1 protein-coding gene is annotated in these 2,611 nt (G+C 41.3%); it reads left to right on the plus strand.

Features of this window, described 5'->3' with window-relative positions:
* Positions 1–212: 212 nt before the first annotated feature.
* Positions 213–2,611, plus strand: a 2,399-nt coding sequence (locus AC438_RS16240; RefSeq protein ID WP_156317130.1) for a hypothetical protein, incomplete at its 3' end; no start/stop codon positions are given.

Here is a 2,611-nt window from a genome sequence, read left to right on the forward strand (position 1 = left end):
AGTTAATATTTTACATTCTTTTTACATGTCTTTTCTTAATTTTCAGTAAAAGTGATAGAGACAGCTATACTCGATATGATTATTTAATTACCTGTTTTTGTATCTCTTGATTAATTTTAAGCATTGACTAATAGTTGTTGAAATTAATTTGTAGTTGAGAGATATATTAATGTGAATATTCATTTTGCTGGTTTCTTTTGAGGCTCTTTTTGATGTCATTTTCTAGATTGTATGCTGTATTTTTTTCATTATTTTTATATGCATATTCTTCGCAAGGGATGGCAGATCCCTTTACTGACTCATTTACAACAACACAAATAGAAAAATCTGAGGACAGTACATTTAAGGTGACGGATTTTCTAACGCCTGGGCAATCTTTTATTGATGGTGGTTTTATTCCTGATGTGGTTGGTGTCGATGTCGCCTATACCACCAGTATGACGCAAAGCGTTACTTTTGATTATGGCGCTATGGGGCTTACACCGACAACAGCTATTGTTACTATTTTAGGGTCTCAGAGGGCAGGTGACTCGAATAACAATGAAAATGCATTTTTGGGGGAAATAGTTGTTAACCTTGAAAGAAATCATCATGGGGGTCAGGTTGTTGTTTTAGTTTCTCCGGATGACCCTATTTTTAGTTGGTCCAATCAGACTTTGGGAGCCAAAGCAACGCAAAGCACTAAGATTGCAGGTGTGTATGATACCAATGTTTTTGATCTGACCGTGTCGGTTGCCGGTAATACAATACAAATTGTGCCAGAAGGCAGCATTACTGTACCTGATCAACTTGCTTACCATATAAAATATTTTGATGATAGTGACGACTCGATCAAGCAAAAAAATGTAGCCTCGCAAACACTTAAAGAAGGTGAGGGTATCAATGTAATATCGTTCCCGATCGCAGCACAAACAGATATTATTGATATTACGGTGAATGGGGGCGAAGGTGGTAATTCAAATGTTGAGTCAATGATTACAGCCAATATTATGTTGAACAAAGTGGGTGCTGTTTTTAAAGCCAGTGGTGTGGTGCATGTGGTTGATGGTGCGGGTGATAGCCATGTGACGACGTGGGCTTTCAAGGACTACACGGTACCCGGGGACTTAACGACTACTGATGGCGCAGCAGTAGCTGTATTTTTAGATGAAACTTTAACACCCACCGAAGGGGTTGTTGTTGGGGATATTGCGGGCACTCAAACCGTTACAGGTGGTGGTGCCAATGACGATATAGATGTAACGCGCCTAGGGCCTAAGTTGTATTTTAATGGTGCAGGGGAGTTAATCATTGAGCAGCGAGCGGAAGTACAAAGCGATTGGTCTACACAATGGGTTGTAGTTGAAAGCGAGCGCCAAGGTGCTATATCGCCCTTAATTAACGAGCGCAATACTACCGTCGTGGATGTTAGCGATACGGTTAATAACGATGTCTTGCTAGGCGCTGGTGCAAATAATAGTGAAAAAAAAGTAGATTCCGCGTTTATTCGCGTAGAAATTCCGTTGGGCTCTACTGTTGGTCATTTCAAAGTAGCCGATAGCAGTTTGCAATCGGGCGCCAACCAAAACCGTTATATGCTCGACTTTACTATTGACTTTTCACTCAATACAACATCTGGGAGTTCGGTTGGTCGTCGTAATGTGACACCCGATTTAGTCTCTTGGGCCGGAGTACCCTTTGGCACTACGTTAGTAACCGATACCGGTTTAGCCAGTGGGGTGACTGCAAATCATACCAATTTAACTGAATTTGCAGATGCCCATGTGGGTGGCATTACCATTGATATGGTTGCTAATCCTGATGGTGATGGTGTGAATTATTTAACCATAGCTATCGATGCACCAGGCAATCAATTATCAACTTACGACCTTAGTGGTGGCCTTGCAGTGTGGCAGCGTTTAGAGTCGGTAAGAATTAATAATGCCTCCGATATCGCATTATTTTTTGGTGGTTTAGTGGCCAATCAGCCCGATGGCAGTGTAGTTATTCCTGTGCTTGACCTATTTAAAGATGCCGTTGATTTTACTCCTTCAGATAACTTTAATGGCACTATTACGCTTGAGATTGAGCGGGCGAATGATCCGACTATAGCAGGTATGCTGGATATTGTTATTGTTGACAATAATAGTTCTGAATTTGACCCTAATAACGATGGTATTGATAAGGGTCCGGTTCCTGAAAATCTATTACTCAGTACTATTTATGAAAATAATAGCGATGCAAGCGGGGATACAGTAGCTAGCATTTTACAAACTTCACTACAAAGCGGAAGCGCTACAACAACCGTTGCCGTTCAAAACGCCATAGCAATTACCGGGTTCACACAAGATACTTGGTCACTTAATAACGGCGGTACAGGCAAATGGCAATATTCAATTAATAGTGGTGGTACTTGGGCTGATGTAGGCTCAGTCAGTGATACAGCTGCATTATTATTAGATAATGACGACATGCTGCGTTATGTGCCTGACGCGTCTATGACGCAAGCAAATGAACAAAGTGCAAATGCAACGATTTCTTTTGTAGCGTGGGACGGGAGTGGTGATAGCGATGCCGGCTTAGTTCCGATGATAGCGGCCAATAAAATTGATACCACAGATGTTATTACAAC

This window comes from Marinagarivorans algicola (assembly GCF_001292705.1).
GTDB lineage: Bacteria > Pseudomonadota > Gammaproteobacteria > Pseudomonadales > Cellvibrionaceae > Marinagarivorans > Marinagarivorans algicola.